General features: G+C 67.9%; 22 protein-coding genes. 3 read left to right on the top strand and 19 right to left on the bottom strand.

Going from position 1 to position 16873, the window contains the following annotated elements:
- Positions 1 to 30: 30 nt before the first annotated feature.
- From ACQPYE_RS08390 to ACQPYE_RS08450, 13 genes are all read right to left on the bottom strand, one after another.
- On the bottom strand, positions 31 to 411 hold the full coding sequence (locus tag ACQPYE_RS08390; RefSeq protein WP_498720389.1) for a CHC2 zinc finger domain-containing protein: 381 nt from the start codon (positions 409 to 411) through the stop codon (positions 31 to 33).
- The gene (locus tag ACQPYE_RS08395) at positions 408 to 617 is read right to left on the bottom strand and encodes a hypothetical protein (protein WP_498720390.1); all 210 of its coding nucleotides are present in this window, start codon (positions 615 to 617) and stop codon (positions 408 to 410) included. The genes ACQPYE_RS08390 and ACQPYE_RS08395 overlap by 4 nt, the downstream gene beginning before the upstream one ends.
- Positions 614 to 991: a hypothetical protein gene (locus tag ACQPYE_RS08400; RefSeq protein WP_498720391.1), complete on the bottom strand. Its 378-nt coding sequence runs from the start codon at positions 989 to 991 to the stop codon at positions 614 to 616. The genes ACQPYE_RS08395 and ACQPYE_RS08400 overlap by 4 nt, the downstream gene beginning before the upstream one ends.
- On the bottom strand, positions 988 to 1323 hold the full coding sequence (locus ACQPYE_RS08405; RefSeq protein WP_498720392.1) for a hypothetical protein: 336 nt from the start codon (positions 1321 to 1323) through the stop codon (positions 988 to 990). Before ACQPYE_RS08405 ends, ACQPYE_RS08400 begins: the two co-directional genes overlap by 4 nt.
- Positions 1320 to 3374, bottom strand: coding sequence for a hypothetical protein (locus tag ACQPYE_RS08410; protein ID WP_498720393.1), 2055 nt, complete (start codon positions 3372 to 3374; stop codon positions 1320 to 1322). Before ACQPYE_RS08410 ends, ACQPYE_RS08405 begins: the two co-directional genes overlap by 4 nt.
- Positions 3375 to 3377: 3 nt before the next feature.
- Positions 3378 to 3614: a hypothetical protein gene (locus tag ACQPYE_RS08415; RefSeq protein WP_498720394.1), complete on the bottom strand. Its 237-nt coding sequence runs from the start codon at positions 3612 to 3614 to the stop codon at positions 3378 to 3380.
- Positions 3615 to 3748: 134 nt separating this feature from the next.
- Entirely contained in the window at positions 3749 to 4102 is a 354-nt protein-coding gene (locus ACQPYE_RS08420; protein WP_498720395.1) for a phage tail assembly protein, read from the bottom strand.
- A gap of 131 nt (positions 4103 to 4233) precedes the next feature.
- Positions 4234 to 4992 carry a phage tail tube protein gene (locus ACQPYE_RS08425; RefSeq protein WP_498720397.1) on the bottom strand — a complete coding sequence of 253 codons (759 nt, stop codon included), beginning with the start codon at positions 4990 to 4992 and terminating at the stop codon, positions 4234 to 4236.
- Between the two features lie 79 nt (positions 4993 to 5071).
- Positions 5072 to 5554 (bottom strand): hypothetical protein, encoded by a 483-nt coding sequence (locus ACQPYE_RS08430; RefSeq protein WP_498720399.1) that lies wholly within the window; start codon positions 5552 to 5554, stop codon positions 5072 to 5074.
- Positions 5551 to 5895 carry a DUF5403 family protein gene (locus ACQPYE_RS08435; protein WP_498720400.1) on the bottom strand — a complete coding sequence of 115 codons (345 nt, stop codon included), beginning with the start codon at positions 5893 to 5895 and terminating at the stop codon, positions 5551 to 5553. The genes ACQPYE_RS08430 and ACQPYE_RS08435 overlap by 4 nt, the downstream gene beginning before the upstream one ends.
- Positions 5896 to 5903: 8 nt before the next feature.
- Complete coding sequence (locus ACQPYE_RS08440; protein ID WP_498720401.1) at positions 5904 to 6239, bottom strand: hypothetical protein; 336 nt, start codon at positions 6237 to 6239, stop codon at positions 5904 to 5906.
- The gene (locus ACQPYE_RS08445) at positions 6236 to 6691 is read right to left on the bottom strand and encodes a hypothetical protein (protein WP_498720403.1); all 456 of its coding nucleotides are present in this window, start codon (positions 6689 to 6691) and stop codon (positions 6236 to 6238) included. Before ACQPYE_RS08445 ends, ACQPYE_RS08440 begins: the two co-directional genes overlap by 4 nt.
- A 71-nt stretch (positions 6692 to 6762) precedes the next feature.
- Complete coding sequence (locus tag ACQPYE_RS08450; RefSeq protein ID WP_498720405.1) at positions 6763 to 7800, bottom strand: phage major capsid protein; 1038 nt, start codon at positions 7798 to 7800, stop codon at positions 6763 to 6765.
- Between the two features lie 146 nt (positions 7801 to 7946).
- On the opposite strand from ACQPYE_RS08450, the gene ACQPYE_RS08455 reads away from it, so the two are divergent.
- Positions 7947 to 8834: a hypothetical protein gene (locus ACQPYE_RS08455; RefSeq protein ID WP_498720406.1), complete on the top strand. Its 888-nt coding sequence runs from the start codon at positions 7947 to 7949 to the stop codon at positions 8832 to 8834.
- A 2-nt stretch (positions 8835 to 8836) separates the two neighbouring features.
- On the opposite strand, the gene ACQPYE_RS08460 is transcribed toward ACQPYE_RS08455, so the two are convergent.
- Together ACQPYE_RS08460 and ACQPYE_RS08465 are read right to left on the bottom strand one after the other, a co-directional pair.
- The gene (locus tag ACQPYE_RS08460; protein WP_498720407.1) at positions 8837 to 9373 is read right to left on the bottom strand and encodes a hypothetical protein; all 537 of its coding nucleotides are present in this window, start codon (positions 9371 to 9373) and stop codon (positions 8837 to 8839) included.
- Positions 9374 to 9403: 30 nt separating this feature from the next.
- Entirely contained in the window at positions 9404 to 10513 is a 1110-nt protein-coding gene (locus tag ACQPYE_RS08465; RefSeq protein ID WP_498720408.1) for a VG15 protein, read from the bottom strand.
- Between the two features lie 103 nt (positions 10514 to 10616).
- Between ACQPYE_RS08465 and ACQPYE_RS08470 the strand changes: the two genes are divergently transcribed.
- Positions 10617 to 11684 carry a pentapeptide repeat-containing protein gene (locus ACQPYE_RS08470; protein WP_498720409.1) on the top strand — a complete coding sequence of 356 codons (1068 nt, stop codon included), beginning with the start codon at positions 10617 to 10619 and terminating at the stop codon, positions 11682 to 11684.
- A gap of 71 nt (positions 11685 to 11755) precedes the next feature.
- Here the strand turns inward: ACQPYE_RS08470 and ACQPYE_RS08475 are convergent, their stop codons facing one another.
- The 3 genes from ACQPYE_RS08475 to ACQPYE_RS08485 are packed head-to-tail and all read right to left on the bottom strand — an operon-like array spanning position 11756 to position 15309.
- Positions 11756 to 13177, bottom strand: coding sequence for a phage portal protein (locus tag ACQPYE_RS08475; protein WP_498720410.1), 1422 nt, complete (start codon positions 13175 to 13177; stop codon positions 11756 to 11758).
- 14 nt (positions 13178 to 13191) lie between these two features.
- Positions 13192 to 14832 carry a terminase large subunit domain-containing protein gene (locus tag ACQPYE_RS08480; protein WP_498720411.1) on the bottom strand — a complete coding sequence of 547 codons (1641 nt, stop codon included), beginning with the start codon at positions 14830 to 14832 and terminating at the stop codon, positions 13192 to 13194.
- 45 nt (positions 14833 to 14877) lie between these two features.
- On the bottom strand, positions 14878 to 15309 hold the full coding sequence (locus ACQPYE_RS08485) for a phage terminase small subunit (RefSeq protein WP_498720412.1): 432 nt from the start codon (positions 15307 to 15309) through the stop codon (positions 14878 to 14880).
- A gap of 198 nt (positions 15310 to 15507) precedes the next feature.
- Between ACQPYE_RS08485 and ACQPYE_RS08490 the strand changes: the two genes are divergently transcribed.
- Entirely contained in the window at positions 15508 to 16044 is a 537-nt protein-coding gene (locus ACQPYE_RS08490; protein WP_498720413.1) for a hypothetical protein, read from the top strand.
- Here the strand turns inward: ACQPYE_RS08490 and ACQPYE_RS08495 are convergent, their stop codons facing one another.
- Positions 16045 to 16800, bottom strand: a complete 756-nt coding sequence (locus ACQPYE_RS08495; protein ID WP_498720414.1) for a peptidoglycan-binding domain-containing protein — start codon at positions 16798 to 16800, stop codon at positions 16045 to 16047.
- Between the last annotated feature and the right edge of the window lie 73 nt (positions 16801 to 16873).

The raw sequence follows: 16873 nt of genomic DNA on the forward strand, positions 1-16873 counted from the left end.
CCCCGGTAAGGACCGTGGCCGGGGAAGGGGTCACCGACGACGCCAAGCCGGAACGTAGCCGCCGCCTCCCGGCTTAGCCCCCTTGCGACCAGCCATTTTGCGGCGTCCACCGTAAGCGCTGCCTGATAGCTGCTCACCGCCTCCTCCAGAGCCTCCCGTTGCGAGTCCGAGAGTGGCTGCAAAGGCGCGTGCTCCGACAAAGTCGACGTTCTCCTTGATCTCGATCAGGTTGTAGCTGTCGCCCGCCTTGCCGCACGAGTGGCAGTTCCAGAGGTGTTTGTCCAGGTCGACGCTGCACGAGGGGGTCCTGTCCTCGTGCAGCGGACAGGCGACCATCTGCTTGGACCGGTCGGAGCGCTGCACGCCGTAGTGGTCGAGCAGCGTCCCAAGGTCAGGGCGCTCGTCGCTCACGCCAGCCTCCGGGCGCGCAGCGTGCCGGTCGCCCGGTCGAAGCCGAGCTCGGCCAGCGACAGCGGGCGCACGGGCTCGGGCTTGGCCTCGCAGAACTCGTTCAGGCCGGGCACCTCACCCGCGAGGAAGTCGGGGTCGGAGAGCACGTCGGCCGTGGCGTTGATGACGTCGAGGTAGGGGCCGAGGTGGTGGTTCTGCGTCGTCACCTGGTCAGCCCGAAGTAGTCGCCCACGGTCGTGAGCACGAGCGCGTCCTTCCAGTTCATCCCGCGGCGCTTGACCACGGCGATACTGGCGACGCGCGCCCGGTCGAGGTTGCGGTGTGAGGCGAAGTGCCCGCCCTCGACCAGCGCCTGGCGGACGAACTCCGTCACGTGGAGCTGGCCCGCCTTGGCCTCGATCACGACGAAGTCGCCGGGCTTGGTGAAGTCGCGGACCACGAGGTCGCCCTCGTCCTCGGCGCCGGTCAGCACGAGGCGCTCGACGTCGAGGCCGCTCTCGCGCAGGCCGTTGCGGAGGTCGCTCTGCCACTGCGCGCCGCGCCGCCGGTTGGCGGCGTTCCGCTTCGCGATGTCGGTCACTGGGATGCACCTCCGTGGGTGGAAGGGAGGAAGCCGAACTCGACGAGCCGGGCTTCGAAGGTGTCGGCTTGCGCCGGGGAGAGTTGGTCGCGGGCCCACGCTGCGACCTCGGGCCAGCCGACGACCGGCCGCAGGCCCTCGGCGGTGAGGTCGAGGCCCCAGTAGCTGCTCTCGGTCCCTCGCTCGTGGCCGTAGACGACCTCGCCGCTCGGGGCCAGCAGGACCGCGGACTCCCGGAAGCCGTACTCGCCGACGCCCGGCCCCGAGGCGACGAGCACCTCGCACCGTCCGGCTCCCGCGATCGAGACGTACTCGCCTTCACGGAAGATCACAGCGACACCCCGACCAGCGTCGGATTGGTGGCGTTGATGGCGTGGAAGCGGGTCTTGTCCGGCTCGCACATCAACGTGGCGTGCGTGCGGGCGGTGGGGTCGCAGGGCCCCATGCGTTGCTTGATGACGGCGATTTTGTAGACCATCGACGTGGGGTCGAGGGCCACGGAGAGGCTCAGCTCGGGCTTCTCCGACAGGCCGCCCTTGACCTGGTCGCGCGACGGCGGGGCCCAGGGATCGGACTTGGCTTCCCAGGACTTGTGCTGGAAGCGGGCGCTGTTGACGATGTCCGCGATGCGGGTCAGCGCGTCGGCCAGCGTGCCCAGGGTGGAGCCGCCCGCGGCCTCGGCCGCGTTCATGACCCCGTTGAAGATCCGGCCGATCTGGAGGATGACCGTGCCGAGGTCGGCCAGCGCCTGGATGCCGTTGTCGATCCAGGTCTGGAGTCGGCCGTCCGCCGCGGCCTGCCCGAGGAACTGGTCCAGGCGGCGGGAGATGTCGACGAACCAGTTCGCCAGGCGCGGCAGGTAGGCCGAGCCGACCGTGCCCAACTTGGCGAGGATTCCGGCATAGGCGTCGGTGCCGGTGCTGGCGATCCGGATCGAGGCGATCAGCCCGGCGAACATCCCGTCGAAGACGTCCGCGGGCAGGGCCTTGACCAGGGAGTCGGCCAGCCGGGCGAAGAACCCGCCCAGGGCGTCGGCCGTGCGCCCGGCACCCTTCTCCAGGGAGGGGAACAGCTTGTCGACCAGGCGGCGGATCGGGGCCTCGGCCACCTTCCAGAACCGCTCGGAGAGCTGGTCCTGAAGGTCGGCGAGCCGGTCCTTGACCTCGGGGATGACCTCGTTGAAGTCCTTGAGGACCGCGATGGTCACGCCCAGGCCGACCGCGATGCCGCCGAGGATGCCGGGCAGCGCGAGCGCCGCTCCGCCGATCTGCGCGAGGCTCGCGGACAGGGCGAACAGGTTGCTCACGGCAGTGAGCGCCCACCCGGCCAGCCCGGCGACCGCCAGGGCGATGGAGCCGATGATCGGGACGTTCTTGTCCAGGTTGGACAGCGACTCGCCCAGGCGGCGAATCCAGTTGCCCGCGACGCGGGCGCCGGACAGTGCCGCCAGGGCCGCGCTCACGCGCGCCGCCGCGGCCTGGTTCAGCTCGACGATGACCTGCACCCGGCGGGCGCGGGTCAGCGCCGCCAGCTTGGCCTGCGTCGCCTTCTGCGCGACCGCGTTGACATCGGTGTGGATCTCGGCGGTCAGGCCGTCGATCCGGTCCTCGATGTCCTCGATCTCGCGCTCCAGCTTGCGCCGGGCGACCGGGTCCAGCTCGGGCTTGATCTGCGCCTTGAGCTGCTCGATCTTCTCGGCGTGCGCCTCGATCTGGCGCATGGTGCGCGCCACCGCGGCCTGGTCGAGGGTCGGCGCGATCTGCACGCCGTCGAGCCGGGCCTGCACGCGCTGGCGGATCTCGTCCGCCTTAGCGTAGTTGGCGACCAGCTCCAGGTGGTGCTGGAACTGGAGCTTCTGCTCCAGCTCGCGCTTGGCCTTCTCCAGCGACGCCTTGTCCATCTTGACCTTGAGGTCGACCTCGGCCAGCTTCTCCAGCTCGGCGTCGATCTTGGCGATGGCGCGCTGGAGGGAGGCCGAGTTGCCGGGCCGGACCTTCAGGTCCAGGGTGGCGATCTGGGCGAGCTGCTTCTCCAGCGCGTTGAGCTTGGCGGTCAGGTCGGCCCGGTTGAGGCCGGCCTTGATCTCCTTCTCGTCGAGGCGATCCAGCTCGGCGCGCAGGCGCGCGACGGCCCGCTGCACCGAGCCCTGGTCGTCCATCTTCACGCGCAACGTGATGCCGTCCAGCGCCTTGGCCGCGGTCTCGCGGACCTTGCGCGCCTCGGCGGCGAGGGACTTCTCGTCGAACTTCGGCTTGACCGTGACCTCGATGGCCTTGATCGTCTTCTCGATCGCGGTCAGCTTGCGCTCGGTGTCCTTGCGGAAGTCCCCGGTGTCCGGCAGCACCTTGACCGCGACGCGGCCGATGATCTGGGTGCCTGCCATGAACTACCTCCGGGAGATGCGCGCGTGCAGATCCGCGACGCTCATGCGCTTCTTGGGCGCGGGCGCGGACTTGGGTTTGTCACTGGGGCGCGGCCACTCCGGGAACGTCGGGGGCTTCTTGCCCCAGTTGCCGGTCGCGCGGGTCTGCTGGTTGATGGCGTCGTAGGTGTCGGCCGCCATGTGCCGGTCGAGGCCCCAGCCGAAGTGGTGGATGCCGCCGTTCGCCAGAGCGACGGTCATGGAGGTATCGGGCAGCCTCTGCACCAGAGCGAGGACGAAGGCCGGGGCCGGTCCGCGGCACTCGATCACGTCCACCAGGTCGATGCCGTAGTGGAAGCGAAGGTCCGCGTACAGGCCCCGGCCGTAGTCGTCGATCAGGCGGCAGAGGACGAGGCTTCCCCCACGGACTGGCCCTCCGTGTAGCGCTCGAAGACCTCGGCCAGCACGCCCAGGTCGTCGCCGATGGCGCTGATCAGCACCTTGGCCTGGGCCGGGGTCTCGGCCACGGTGCGCAGCGCGTTCTGGAAGATCGCGACCTGGTCGACCTCGGCCGCCTCGTCGCCCCCGGTCTCCATGTCCTTCTGGAGGTTGACCAGCTTGTCCCGCTGGGCCTTAGGCATCCGGAGCGGGTTGAGCAGGCGCACGGTGGTGTCGCCGACCTCGATGTCGGTGCTGCCGTACTTGGCGTCGGCGGCCTTGCGGATGTCGTCGAGGGAGAAGCTGGACACGGTTTGCGGACCTCCAGTGTTGGGGCAGGGCAAGGGGAAGCGGACCGAGGCGGTGCCACCGCGAGGGGTGGCCCGGCGCGCACGCGGGTCCGCAAGGCACGTGCGCGCCGGTGTCAGGGGGAGGGCGCGGGTCAGGCCGCCGCGCCGGACTCCCAGGAGTCGCCGTCCCAGTGGGCCTGCGTGGAGTCGCCGAGCACGATGTGCTGGCCGGTGGTCCACGCGGTGGCCGGGGAGGCGGTGATCGAGCCGGACTGGAGCGCCGCCAGGCTGGCCGGGAGCGCCGCGCCGGACGGGGTGAAGGCGCCGGGGCTGCCCGCCGTCGCGCCCGTGGCGACCACGGAAGCCGGGGTCGAGGTGAGCGGCGTGACGGCGTAGGTCCAGTTGTTGGTGCCGTGGACCAGCGGGGTGATGCCGAGCGGCATACCGGCCAGGGACTCGGTGTCGGACAGCGCCATGTCGTCCGCGCGGTAGATTTCCGCCTTCGGGGCGTAGAAGGCGAACAGGTTGTCGCCGTCCACGAAGACAATCAGCACCGCGCACACCGTGGGCTTCGGGTCGGTCGGGACACCGAGCGTGCCGTTCGCCAGCAGCGGGGCGTTCGCGCCGAAGTACAGGCGCAGCCCCTTCACGTCGAACTGCTGGAGCGTGAACAGCATCCGCTCGGTCCGCGCCGAGTAGCGCGTGCGCAGCGTCTTGTTCTGGAGCGTCGCGAGGACCGTCGCCTCGCCGCCCTCGGAGGTGATGCTGAGCAGCTCCTCCAGCGAGGTGTGGCCGACGTTCTCCCACGGGGCCGCGGGCGAGGTCAGGTCGGAGGGCATCTCCGTGCCGGTCGGGGCCGTCAGGTAGTTGCCGGTGTCGATGACGAGAGTGGCGCCGTCGTCGAGTGCCAAAGTCGTTCCCTCCCAAGGGGTCGAGGGGTCAGCAAAGACCCCGCTCCTCGACGAGGGCGGGGTGAGGGGAAGGGGGGGATCAGCGCCTGCGCGGCTTGCGGATCTCCAGGTCGTAGGTGCTCTCGTAGCGCCACATGCCGGTGGGCAGGTCGGCGTACTGCACCGGACCCGAGCTGGTGGCCCAGTCGGGCTTGCGAGAGGGCTCGCCGCGCATTTTGATCGAGATGACCGACCCCAGGCCGGGGTAGTTCGGGTGCGCCAGCCAGGCGTTGCGCATGACCACGCGCACGGCCTCGCTGACGAGCGCGCCCTTCTCATCGCCGTCCGGGTCCAGCGTGAAGACGTTCACGCTGAAGCGGGCCTGGTCGGTGAAGCGGGGGTCGCCCTTCCACTCGCCCAGCGCCGGGAGGCGGCGCACGAGGATGAACAGACCGGGAGCGTCATCCGCGATGAGCGAGACGACCGGCACGTCCGGCAGGCCCTCGCGCAGGATGCGCAGGCAGATGTCCTCGATCGGCGTGAGCTCGACGAGGGCCAGCACGCTGGCCGGGAGGTCGATCACCCGTCACCGCCCGGCCGCTTGAGGCCCATCGCGTCGTGCAGTATGAACAGGCCCTCCATGCCCGCGCCGCCCTCGGGGTTGTCCTCGGTGGGGGCGGTGGGCTTGCGGCCGTACTCGATCGACAGGGCCGCCAGCAGGCCGCGCTCGTCGTCGAGCACCACGTAGCGGTCGATGTCGCCCTGCTCCACGTCGATGCGCGCGTGGCCGTCGTGCCGGTGCGCGGCAAGGGCGCTCTCGGCGTTGGCCGCGCGGTCCAGCGTGATGTCGTCCATGCGCTTCTGCACGGTCGCGTGCTGCGCGATCAGGCGCTGGATCGTCTGGCGCCCAACGCGCCGGTACACCTCAGCCACTACGGCCTCTCTCGGATGTCGAGTGACCAGTGCCGGGTGCGGCGCGTGCCGTGGTGGTACTGCGGCGGCGAGACGATGTCCCACTGCTTGCCGTTCCACTCGACGCGGGACCAGAGGTTCACGTCGGGCAGGTCGGCGGCCACGATCATGCGGGTCACGTTGATCTGCTGCTGGCCGGGCACCTCGGCCTTCGAGCTGCGCTGCGGGATGAACGCCGCGCGCACGTCGTGCGGGCCGGAGGGCTCGGCGCGCGTCACGTGGTTGCCGCGCCGGTCGGTGGTCTGGACGGTCTTCCAGATGCGGGCGCGCTGCCCGCGCTTGCGCTGGTGGCTCACCAGGGGCTCTCCGGGTCGGAGAACATCGGGAACGGCTTGCCGCCGCCGGTCACCGGGACGTAGCTGGCGTCCGACTTGGGCCGCGTGGCCCAGCTCGTGACGGGCGCGGTCAGCAGCGCGGTCTTGCCGGACATCGAGGTCAGCGCCCGGAGTTCGTCGCGGTTGAAGTGCGCCGATCCGGCGCGGTCGCCGAGCTCGGCCCAGGTGAGCGTCTCGTCGCCCGCGCGGCTGGTGACGTAGCCCTCGGGGTTGCGCATGTAGCGCACAGCCGCGCCGAGCACCAGTGTGCGTACGAGCTGCGGGGCCGCGAGCGGGTCGGGCCAGGGGCGGCCGTAGTGCCGGGCCCAGCCCGACAGGTCATCCAGGGCGGCAGCGCCGAGGCGCTCCTCGTCCTCGTCGAGCGTCCAGTCCAGGCGGGCCTTGAGCTGGTCCAGCGTGGCGAAGGGCTCCATGTTCGTGCCTCCTTGCGCACGCGAGCGGGCGGCACGCCCGAGGTGGACGTGCCGCCGTGCTCAGGGGTGGATCAGGCGTTGGCCGGGTCCGTCTCGGCCTTGCGGCCGGTCGGGGTCCAGACGCTGGCGTCGCTGATGCCGGTGATCTGCGCCAGCTCGGACGAGGCCGCCGGGTAGTTCGAGCTGCCGTTGAGCTGGAGCTTGATCCCGCGGACGAAGTGCTCCGAGGCCGAGATGACCTCGGTCTTGTTGACCTCGTCCCAGCCCACCAGGACGTCCTTGACGTCCCGCGTGCCCGCGTAGCAGTTCACGACCGAGCGGTCCTGCATGTACTCGGAGTCGTAGTCCCGCACCCAGCGCAGGCCCAGGCCCTCGAAGGACGTGGTCGCGCCGTACGGGACGGACTGCGGCACGGACGGGGCCGCGGTCGCGCGGATGAACGCCGAGCTGGCGAAGGCGTAGGCGTCGCCGGGCGCGATCGTCTGGTCGACGACGAAGCTGAAGCCCATCTTCTGGCCCAGCGAGGCCAGGCGCAGCGCGCTCTCCGCGGTGTCGTCGCCGACGTACTGCGCGAGGTTGAGCTTCTCGTCGTTCAGCAAGGCGGCCTCGAAGTCGGAGCCGACCACGATGTAGCGGGCGCCGTCCGGCACACGGAAGGCGTTGAGCACGCGCCGAGCCTCGACCAGCGCGCCTCGCAGGTTCTGCTCGGTGTTGCCGATGACGACGTTGTAGGCCGCGCCGGTCAGCGTGGTGACGCAGCGCCGCCCCAGGCCGCGGGCGACCGCCTTGACCTGCGGGCGCAGCAGCTTGCCCCACTGGTCGATGTCGAAATCGGCCTGCTCATCGGTCAACTTGACCGCCGAGTAGAAGTTGCCACCGAAGGTGACGGGGACCTTTCGCTCCGCGTACTCGTCGAAGACGATGCCGTTGGAGCGGTCGTTGCGCCATCCGTACTCGTGGAACGGCAGGACGCCCTCGACCTTGACGGTGATGGTGTCGTCCTTGGCGCCCTTGAACTGGTCGACGCCTTCCTTCTGGAACAGGTTGGGCAGGACGAGCTCCTGCTCCAGCATCCCGATGGCGGTCGCGACCAGCTTTTCAGGCTTCACGACTTGGTGTTGCAGGGTCGGCACTGTAAAACTCCTTAGGAGATAGGATGAGGGGTAGGACTCAGGCCGCGGCGCTGCCAACTGAGCGGAGGTCTGATGCCCGAACGGCCGAACGGCGCGAGTGCACGTTGCGGAGAGGGGCAGTCGTGAAGAGCAGAAGAGCGGCCTTCGAATTGGTTCTCTTGCTCGCCGCCGTAGGCGTTGCCTATGTAGGACAAGTTCGCGGCCAGGAATCGTTGGCGTGGCTCGCGGTAGGTTTGGCCGCAGCCCTACTTGTGGCTCATTTTCAGTGGAAAGTTACGACGCCCAAGGCGGTGAAGAAGGAGCGGTCAAAGGCGTCGCGAAATAGCGAAGTGACACCCAAGGCGGGGCTCAAGCAGAAAGAGCTGGCGAAACAAGAAGTTCGAGAGGAGAAAGAGGGCTGGCAATCAGAGCCGTACGGCCGTCTGGTCGACCGCTTCACCGAGTACGTAAACGACTATGAATACGGACGGCGGCCCTACAGAAGGCTACGGCTTGGCTGGAGACTGACCCTGTGGGGTTTCGCTTCTATAGCTTTTTTGACCGTGCCGTTTGTGTTGGCGATGTGGGCGGTAGAGGAAGACGAGAACCGGAAAAGGATAGCGAACCTGGAAAGTCCCTGCTCGGCCGTCGATGCTGAAATTGCGAAGCGATTCGACATCGCGCCTCAGGGAAACCCTCGGGATAGCCTGGAGGTTGGGGCGAGCAACTATTGCTCATGGTCGTCATCTAGCACTAACGAGTTCCTCGCTTACAGTGCTTCTTACAATCCGCGCGACAAGTCTTCAGGCGAGGATGGGGGTGAATTCTTCATTGCCAATAAGGTGGCCGCCTCGGCCAGTCGTGAGGCCGAAGATGGCGTCTTCGACGAATGCACAGTTAGCTGGCGATCCTACTTCGGTTCTACTCAAGCAACTGTGCGAATCTCATTAATCGGAGAGGTGGCTTCGAAGGACTCCTGTGTCCTTGCGCGTGACTGGGCTAGTGCCCTTTACCCGAGGTTGCCACGATAAAACTATCGGCGGGTGCGCCGCGCGAGCTTGCGGGGGTTCATCTCGCCGTCGTCGCCGTCGTCGGGGGTCAGGCCCCCACCCAGCACGACGGATTCCGTTGCGGGCGCGTACTTCTGGAGCGTCTTCGCTACCGCCTCCAGCTCGTCGGCCGTCTTGCCGGTGAGCAGCGCGGCCAGCTCGTCGGGCAGTTCGTACTTGCGGGCGACCTGCTCACGCACGAGCTGGTGCTCCAGCTCCTGCACCTTCTCGGTCAGCGCCGACGTGGCGGTGGCGACCTCCTCGGGCTTCTTGGCGTTTTCCAAGACGGTCTGCGCCTCGCGGAGCTGGGTGCGGTAGCGCCCGGCGTCGTTCCGGGCCTTCTCCAGCTCCTTGCGCGCCCACGCCGGGAGCTCGTCTTCGGCCTTGCCGTCGCCGTCTACCTCGGCGGTCGCTGAACCGTCACCGGATACCGCGCCGCCCTCGGGGGCCGTTGCGCTCCCCGCGGCCTGCTGGTCATCGGCCTTCGGCTCCTCGGTCGTGGTGGTGGTGGACTCGGGCACGGGACGCCTCCTGGACGCTCTCGGGGTGGATCACGCCGCGTCGCCTGGACGTTGGCGAGCCAGGCGCGCGGCTTCGCGCTGCTCCCGGCGGATGCGGCGACGCCACTCGGTGAGCGCCGCCTTGCCTTTGAACCCGCGGTCGGCGATGTGGGTCTTCCACTCGGCCTTGTACCGGCGGTTCAGGTCGGTCAGCGACGACTGGTCGAACTGCTCGCGGCTGTAGATCAGCTCGGCGTAGCAGTGACAGCCGTCGTGGTACTTGTCCAGGTCGCCGAAGGTGACGTCCGCACTGGACCCTTCGGCCGACTTATAGACGGCACCACGGGAAATCAACATCGCGCACCAGCCGCACGGTGTTCCGGTGCGGGACAGCCGGATGTACCCCAGGACGCGCCGGTCGTGCTGACCCGCCGTCCATAGGGTGCTCCTGGCACCGTTCATAGCGACGCGCTCGGCGGCGGCGGCGGCCTGTCGTGCTCCGGCCTTGCGGTGTGCGTCGGCGCGCAGCTCGTCTACGTCGGAGGCGGGCTGCTCGTCGTCGATTTCGTCCAGCTTGTTGTCGAGGTTGTCCAGGCCGAGCACTTCGAGCACGAGGCGGGCCTCGGCCTCTGCCTCGCGCTCCTGGCGCTCCAGCTCGCGGTCGAGACCGTCGATCGCCTCGACGGGAACTCGGTCTTCCTCGGGGGGTTCGGGGGGCCGGCTCTCGGGCCCCGACTCGCTCTTTGCGGGCCTCGCCAGGGCGGGCCGGCTCGTCGTACCGGCAGGCTGCTCGGCGTCCTCCTGGGACGGCTGAGGGCTTGCCAGCGCGGAAAACTCGGCGCGCAGCATGGAGAGGGTGACGTAGGGCGGGTTCGGGCGGCGAGGGTCGGCCGCGGTTGTGCCGGTGCGCAGCGCGCGGGCGAGGCGGTAGTAGGCCATCGCGAGGTCGCGCGACTGACGCCTCCGGATCATCACCTGCCGGACGGCCCGCGCCAGCCAGGCCGCGCTGAGCGTGGTGGTCCTGGCGGGCGGGACGTTGGCCCACAGCTCCAGGGCCTCGCCGATGGTGGCGACGCCGATCTGGGTCAGGGCTAGGTGGTATGACGACGAAGCGGTGTCCGCCTCGACCTGTGACGCAGTTTTGAGCAGGATCTCTCCCATCAGACCAAGTGAGGATGGCTTGTAACTCTGAAGCGGCTACGCCGATTACTGTGTTGTGACATTCAACAAGCAGATCCTCCCTAGAGTCCGATGGTCGAAGAGAATGCGCGCGGTTTCCGGTGACCTCTGGCGGGCGGCCGCAGTATTGACGGCATGGTTAATAATCGACCAGGTAATAATGTGGGCATGGCTATACGAATTTGATGATAGCTGGGCCGAAACGATCGGCACGAATTTGTCGATCCCAGGGGCTTTGGGTTGGGGGAGAGGGTGGCGTCTTCTGCTCGGCGGCGAAATGCCTCTCGAAGAGGGGCCCATTTTCCTTCCTGATGGGCGTGACCGACTTGTGGCGTCGTACTGGCCGATGTTGGTTCTAGCGATTATTCTTGGCGGCGCTGTCGGTGCCAAAGCGGTCCACCGCAAACTTGCGTTGCCTCGCAGCATTGGAGCCGCAGCACGCCCCGTCGCCCGAACCCTTGCTACTGCACGCCCAGTTACCCAAGCGGGCGAAGGGCGTCAGCGTTGGCTGAGTTGGACGCAAATGGCATCAGTGATTACGGCGTTAGCCGCAGTTGGAGCTCTGCTGTTTACGGCCCTTGCCCTACAGGAAACCCGAAAGCAAATCGAAATCGCAGCCGAAGATCAGATTGCCGGCCGATATGCTCAGGCCGTTCAACTCCTAGCTGCTCCAGGCACTGATGGGGAGTATCTACGCCTGGGTGGTGTCTATTCTCTAGCGCGCATTTCCGCTGACTCTTCGCGGGATTCCATGGCAATCGCTATCCAGTTGGCCAGCTTCGTACGTGCTCACGCCCGTCGACCTGCCGACCGCAATGCTTGCCCGCTCAAACCACCTGCGGACATCCAGGCGGCATTGGCTGTCCTGAAAGAAGGAAATATTAATATCCGCATGTTGGATGGCCTTGACCTTAGCAACATCTGCCTTCGCGGGGCGGATCTCTCAGGGGCCTACTTCAGATTCTCCGACTTCAGTAACTCGGACCTTCGCGAGGCTGAACTTGGCCGCGCAATGCTTATGGCGTCGGTCTTCAACGGAGCGGACCTTACTAAGGCTAAGCTGCACGGTACTGTGCTCCACAGCCCGATTCATGAAGGCACTGTAGTGGAAAACGTTGCCACGGATGAATACACGGCCGGAGAATGGTGGTAAGGGGTCGTCTGATGTCGCGTGATCGACGGCGGCGAATCGCTATAGACTCCTGAAGGAGCTGATCCGAAATGTCACACTGCGGTTCCGGAAATAAGTGTGGGTTCGGAGGTCGCGCGCCGGACGGAGGCGGCGAGCATCAGCTCGGCGTCCTCCAGCTCGCGGAGGTCTTCCCAGTCGTCGATCTCGTTCTGCGTCACGCCGGGGATGCGCCGCCACAGGCCGCGGCGCGGCACTTGGAGCTGCTCGGCGAGCTTGCCCAGAGCGTCAGCGGACTGCGCCAGGGAGCGCTGCTCCATGTCGCGCCAGAGCACCTCGCCGTGGAAATCGTCGGCCGACACGGAGTCGCCCGCCAGCTCGGCGGCGAGACGGAAGACCCGCTCCCACGCCTCGGAGAAGACGCGGCGGAACTCCTCGATCTTGCGCGACAGCGCGGTCTCCGCGGCCAGCAGGGCTTCCGCCGACAGGTTGGCGATCTGGCCCAGCAGGTGGTGCGGAGGCGTCTGCGACACGGCCGCCAGGTGGCGGATGCTCATGTCGATCGACTCGATGTAGCCGCCCAAGGGGGTCTCGTCCAAGGTGCCGAACTTGACGTCGGCGTCCTCGGAAAACAAAAACCTTTTCGCGTTCAGGTTGACCGGCAGCGGGACGGGGTTGCCCGCCTCGTCGAGCTCGGGCTCGCCGGTCTCCGGGTCGCGCTTGAGCGGTGGGGCCATGCCCGAGGCGTAGCGGACCTTGAACGAGCCGCCCGTCTGGGCGATGAGCAGGTCGAAGACCGTCTGGTTGATGCGGTCCTGGAGCTCGATCATCGGCTCGATCACGCCGATGGTCCGGCCCTCCAGGTCCACCAGGGCGGCGAATCGAGTGACCGGGCATTCCGACGAGCCATGACGACGCCCGTTCTGGACCTTCACGCTGTCCAGGTCGGACAGCGACTTGAAGGTCACGCGGTACTCGTTGCGCGAGTCCCACATGCGGGCGATGCCCCGCTCGTCCCCGCGCGGGTGCTGGACGATCGTCAGCGCGGCGAAGGGGACCTCGTCGTTCGCGGGGTCCTCGAACAGCGCCGCGGTCTTCATCGCGCTCAGGCCCTTGGAGCGGACCCGGCCCTTGACCTTCTCGGTTAGGGCGAAGCTGTGGCCGTAGCCCAGCGCGCCGCGGTAGATCGCGGCCTGCCGGGCGCCCAGGCGCGAACGCTCCCAGTGGTCCCACTCGGGCAGGCCCGCCCCGTCGTTGCCCTTGGGCAGCTCATCGGGACGACCGCGCCGGAACCCGTCCACACACAAAGCCTGGGCCGGGGTGCCGACCAACAAGGGCATCCAGTTGGACACCGCCCGCCGGGCCAGCATCTTGTACTCCGCGTCCGCGGTCTCCGGCATGTACGGGTCGTCGTGCCTGCCGTGCAGGTAGTCGTCGATCCGCTCCAGCCGGGCCTTGTCCTTATAGAGGATGCCCAGGAGCTGCTTCGCGAGGGACGCGGGACTTGTGTCTGCCAAGGGGGTTCACCGCCTCACATGAAGTAACCGCGCCCAGTGCGCTTCTTGGTCTTCTTGCCCCTCGTGCGCAGGTCGTAGAGGGCCTCGTGCGCGAGCATCAGCGCCGCGTAGAGGTCGACCTTGCGGGGGGAATCGGCCGACTCCTTGCCGAAGCTCAGGCCGTAGATGTTGGTGCGGCGACGCGCGTTGAGCGCGTGCCGTTTCAGGGCCAGGTCGCCGTTGTGACCCAGCTTCGCGTCGAAGATCGACCGCATGAGCCGCTCGTGCGCCAGCGTCGAGCGCTGGAGCGAGCCGCGCATGTCCCAGGCGACCGCGTTGGTGCCCGGCGCCTTGACGGCCAGGCCCTCGCCGTACGCCTCGGCCCAGTCGGCGATGTAGCTCTCCCACAGGGCGACGTCGGTGTAGAACGCCTTGACCTCGTAGAGCCGGAACGTCTCGTGCACCGTGCTGTCCACGGCCGCGCGGTTGACTTCCCAGTTCTCGCCCTGTGGGCCGTCCGGGCGTTCCCAGACGTCGATGACGAACGCCGTGAAGTCGCTGATCCGGATCGCCACGAGGGCGGTCGCGTCGTCGGACTTGCCGCCGTCGAAGCCGAGGACGATCTCGTCGCCGGGGCGCAGCACCGCGCCCTCGCGCAGGCAGGCCGACCACTCGGAGGGCCCGTACAGCGCGTCTTCCTCGGCCACGATCTGGTTGAGCCACATCCGGCGGGACCGGCTGGCCGAGATCGTGGTGTCGAGGACGGACTCGATGATCGCCTCGACGCGCAACCAGACCGCGTCTCCCCGGATCTTGGGGATGACGATCTTCAGCGCCTCGGGCGTCAGCGGGGTCCGCGGGTGCGCCTCGATCGAGTCGTAGAGGAACGCGATCGAGGCCGCGCGGCCTTCGAGCATCTTCTCGAAGGCTTCGCGCATCCGCTCGGCTACGGAGTCCTCGCCGGGCAGGTAGGCGTTGGTGATCGCCAGGTAGCGCGAGTCCTTCTTGGTCGCGTTGCCGTCGATCGTCTCGTACATCTTGTGGCCGTTGTTGCCGCTCACCCAGTGGTGGGTCTCGTTGAGCAGCACGAACGTCGTCCGCTTGCCTTCGATGGCGCGGTACGACGAGGTGACGGCCTCCAGGCGGCACTTGCCGCCGTTGGCTCGGATGAGCTCCGCGCCGTCCTTGACGCGGTAGGTCTTCTTGAACCGCTCGCTCATCAACGAGGGGATGAGCGCCATCGTGTTCGTGGTCTGCGACTGGTTGACCGCGGTCACCTGCACCCACGCCTGCGGGTGCGGGATGCCGACCGGCTCCATCGTCTTGGTGTCCCAGTGGGAGAACCGCGACGGGCCGACCAGCTCGACCAGGCACAGCACCGCGAGCAGGGGGTCCTTGCCCCAGCCCTTCATGCGCTGGAGGACGCCCTTGCGGTAGACGAAGCGGCCGGTCTCGTCGACCGCGTACCACCACAAGACGAAGCGGAGCTGCTCCGGCGTGAACTTCCAGGGCCCGCCGTCCTCGGCGAGCAGGTACTCCGCGCACCACCCGGCGATCTGCCAGCCGAGGGTGTAGCGCGGGAGCTCCCAGGCACCGAGCGGGTTGCGCCGCCAGGTGGGGCCGAGGAACGACGGCTCAAGCGCGTCGATCTCCTCGGCGGTCAGCACGTTCGCCACTGGCACACCTCCTCGGGCGGGAACCGCGAGGAGGCGAGTCAGGGCTCAGGCGAGGCCGAGATCCTTGCGGTAGTCGGCAATTGCCGTCACGGAGGCAGGAGTGCCCTCCTCCTCCGGCTCGTGCAGCTCGATGCGCACGCGGCGGCGATCCCCCTCGGTGACGAGGAGCCGCTCGAACGCCGAGTAGATGGTCTGGAGCATCTGCCCCGACCGCTTCCCGCCCGGCGCGTTCTTGTAGTACGAGAGGTCTTCGCACAGCGAGTAGGCGAAGGCCCAGTCGCTGTCCTGGTAGAAGTCGGCTTGCCCGCTGCTCCTCAACGCGCGGTAGAGGCGGATCGCGATCGGGTGCCAGTTCTTGTCCGGGTGCGGGACGGTGACCGTGCGCAGGACGCCGCGCGTCACGGGCGTGGCATCGCCGCCCTTCCGCTCGCGCGGACGGGCGAGGTTGTCCTCGCGGTCAGGGACGGGGCCTGGCATCTCGATCACCTCCTCGAAGTAGAGGACGCCCGCCCCGTGAGAGGCGGCGGGGCGGGCGTGGTCATGCAGCGTCTAGTAGGACTTCGTTGGCCGATGGGACAGGTTGCGTCGACAGAGGCATCTTCCTGGCATGTCGCGCCTGCTGACTCAGTCAGATCGGGAGGACACTTCTTTACATCCGTGCGGAAGGGACCACACGTGGCATTCGATCTAGCTTCTCTCCTTGGCTCGGCGATCGTCGGAGGGCTGTCCGGCGTCGCCTTCGCGTCGTGGAAGGTCGGCCAGGAGGAGGCGGCCCGGCATCGGGTTCAGGCGAGAAGGCAGGTGCGAGCTGCCGTTGGAGAGCAGCTCACAGCCGTCATCGGATACCGCAGCGGGTTCGGCGACGGTCGTATTTCCCAGAACTCCAAGTGGGTCGAGGACTACACTTGGGCGTCGAAGGTGCTCCTTGCCGCCGACGGCCTCGGCCCGCTGCGCAGGCGGCTGATCCGCAAGCGCCTGGAGCGCCTAGTCGGGCCGATCGCCGCGGAACTCGCGGAGGTCAGACCCGCCCAAACCACCGACACCGACGTGGACGCCGTGATCGGCGCGATGCTCGAAGTCCATCGCTCGGGGAAGTACCACCCGAAAGGCCCGCCGAAAGGGCTCCTTAACGTGGCCTTGCGCCAAGACCGCGACTCGAAGGACGTCACCAAGCTCGTGCGCGAACTGAAGCTGCTTGCGAAGGCGCGCTGATTAGCGGCTGAGCAGCTTGGCCCAGTCGTCGGCCCATACCTGGCCGTAGAACTGCGTTCCGGGCATGTGGTCGCGCTGCCATCGCGACACGGAGTCCACGGTCGGACGCTCGAACTTGCCGTCTGCCCAGCCGGAGTAGACCGGGGCGTAACCCCAGCGCTGGAGCGCCTGTTGGATGAGCCGCACGTGCGGCTGTTCCCAGCCCGCCCAGCCGCCGTGCGACCGATCCGGGCCCGCGATGTCGCCGAAGTAGTGGCCCGGCAGGTGGCCGAGCGGCCAGGTGGGTGCCGTGGGCGGGGCCGGAGCCGGAGCGCTGGTGCCCGTCAGCATCGGGATGTTCCACGGCCGCGGGTCGAGCAGCCGCCGGTCGCTGTGCACGCTGAAGTGCGCGTGCACCCAGTGACCCGAGCTCGGCGTCCACTGGTACGGGCTGAACTGCGGACGAGTGTCCATGATCAAAGCCCGGTGGATCGCGTACTTCAGGCGGTTCTCGCCCTGGTCACGGCACGCCACCTGGAGCTGGTCCGTGAACCGGTTGAGGTCCAGGCCGATCTCCGGGTGATTGGTGATGTCCAGCGCGGTCACGTACGCCTGACCGTCAATCACTACCCACGGGTTGTGGTCGGACGCCGAACCCTGCGCGCGGTGTGCCGCGTCGCCGATCCAGCCGTCGCTGGCCTTGGATCGGCCGGGGAATTTTTGATCGAACTGGGCGCGGAGGGTGACCAACGCGGGTGCAAGCAAGTAGTCGGGCAATCAGTACTCCCACTTCGGGCTACAGGGGCATCGACAGACGCAGAGGCAGGCCAATGGCCCAGAGCCGACACGG

Origin of the sequence: Actinosynnema sp. CA-299493, assembly GCF_050946825.1 — a bacterium.
Classification (GTDB): Bacteria; Actinomycetota; Actinomycetes; order Mycobacteriales; family Pseudonocardiaceae; genus Actinosynnema.

Excerpts from the sequence above, each read along its gene's own strand:
- ACQPYE_RS08415 (WP_498720394.1), bottom strand. The coding sequence starts at position 3,614 with ATGACCGTCGCTCTGGCGAACGGCGGCATCCACCACTTCGGCTGGGGC.
- ACQPYE_RS08445 (WP_498720403.1), bottom strand. The coding sequence starts at position 6,691 with ATGGAGCCCTTCGCCACGCTGGACCAGCTCAAGGCCCGCCTGGACTGG.
- ACQPYE_RS08470 (WP_498720409.1), top strand. The coding sequence starts at position 10,617 with ATGCGCGCGGTTTCCGGTGACCTCTGGCGGGCGGCCGCAGTATTGACG.
- ACQPYE_RS08485 (WP_498720412.1), bottom strand. The coding sequence starts at position 15,309 with ATGCCAGGCCCCGTCCCTGACCGCGAGGACAACCTCGCCCGTCCGCGC.
- ACQPYE_RS08410 (WP_498720393.1), bottom strand. The coding sequence starts at position 3,374 with ATGGCAGGCACCCAGATCATCGGCCGCGTCGCGGTCAAGGTGCTGCCG.
- ACQPYE_RS08465 (WP_498720408.1), bottom strand. The coding sequence starts at position 10,513 with ATGGGAGAGATCCTGCTCAAAACTGCGTCACAGGTCGAGGCGGACACC.